1 protein-coding gene is annotated in these 1410 nt (G+C 76.7%); it reads left to right on the forward strand.

What is annotated here, in order from left to right; translation table 11 throughout:
- Positions 1-1338: ergothioneine biosynthesis glutamate--cysteine ligase EgtA (gene egtA, locus AC5LSR_RS08695; RefSeq protein WP_493468337.1), on the forward strand; the 1338-nt coding region annotated here is incomplete at its 5' end.
- Positions 1339-1410: the final 72 nt, after the last annotated feature.

The raw sequence follows: 1410 nt of genomic DNA on the forward strand, positions 1-1410 counted from the left end.
GAGACCGAGTGGTTCGTCGTCGACATCGCCTCCCCGGCACTGCCGGTGCCCCCCGGCCGCACGCTGGCGGCGCTCACCGGCGACCCGTCACCGGAAGGGCTGTCACCGGAAGGACCGCGGCAGGGAGAGAAAGCGTCCCCCCGGACCTTCCCGGAGCCGGTGGACGATCTGTTCCTGCCCGGGGGGACCCGGATCACCTTCGAGCCTGGCGGCCAGCTCGAACTGTCCGCCCCGCCCCTGCCGCTGCCGGACGCGCTGGCGCGGACCGCCGCCGATCTCACCGCGGTGCGCGCCATGCTCGCCGACGCCGGGCTCGCCCTGGCCGCGATGGGCACCGATCCGCTGCGGCCACCGCGCCGCCTGTTGCACGCCCCCCGCTACGTGGCCATGCAGCAGTACTTCCGGCGGACGGACGGCGGCCGGGCCGGCGAGGCGATGATGTGCTCGACCGCGTCCGTCCAGGTCAACCTGGACGCGGGCAGCGCGGCGCAGTGGGGCCGGCGCTTCGAGCTGGCGCACGCCCTCGGGCCGGTGCTGGTGGCCATGTTCGCCGCCTCCCCGGTGCTGGGCGGGACGGCGACCGGGTGGCGTTCCACCCGGCAGTCGCTGTGGGCGGACATCGACCCGAGCCGGACCTCCCCGGTGGCCGCCCCCCACCGGCCGGATCCGGCGACGGCCTGGGCGGACTACCTGCTGGCGGCCAGGATCATGCTGGTGCGGCTGCCCGACGGTGACTTCCGGCTCGCCCGGGACGGATCGACGTTCGCCGACTGGGTGGCCGGCGCCGGCCCGGTGGCGCGGCCACCGACAGTCGCGGACCTGCGCTATCACGCGACCACGGTGTTCCCGCCGGTACGTCCGCGTGGCTGGCTGGAACTGCGCTACCTCGACGCGGCACCGGCCGGCAACTGGCCGGTGGCGGTCGCGGTGACCACCGCCCTGCTCGACGACCCCCGCGCCGCGGACACGGCGGCCGACGCGTGCGAGCCCGTGGCCGGCCGCTGGCTGACCGCGGCCACGCTGGGGCTGCGTGACGACATGCTGCACCGGGCGGCGCGGCGGTGCGCGGGCGCGGCCCGGGACGCGCTGGGACGCCTGGGTGTCGACGGCGCCCTGCTCGCCGCCGTCGACACCTATCTCGAGACCTACGCCGAGCCGGGCCGCTGCCCCGCCGACGATCTCCTCGACCGGCTGCCGGCCGGCGGCCCGCTGGGCCTGCTCCAGGCCGAGATCGACGCCGGGGCCAACGCCGGGACCGGCACCTGCGCCGTCCTCGGGGGCAGCGCTGGCGCCGGCCACGAGCGTGCGAGCATCCGGCCACAGGCGGCGGCTCGATGACCATCCAGCTGGTCACCGAGCTGGCCACCCCATCGACCATCCGGCCGACCGCTCAGCCGACCACCCGGCCGA

The organism is Protofrankia sp. CiP1_Cm_nod4 (assembly GCF_982290645.1).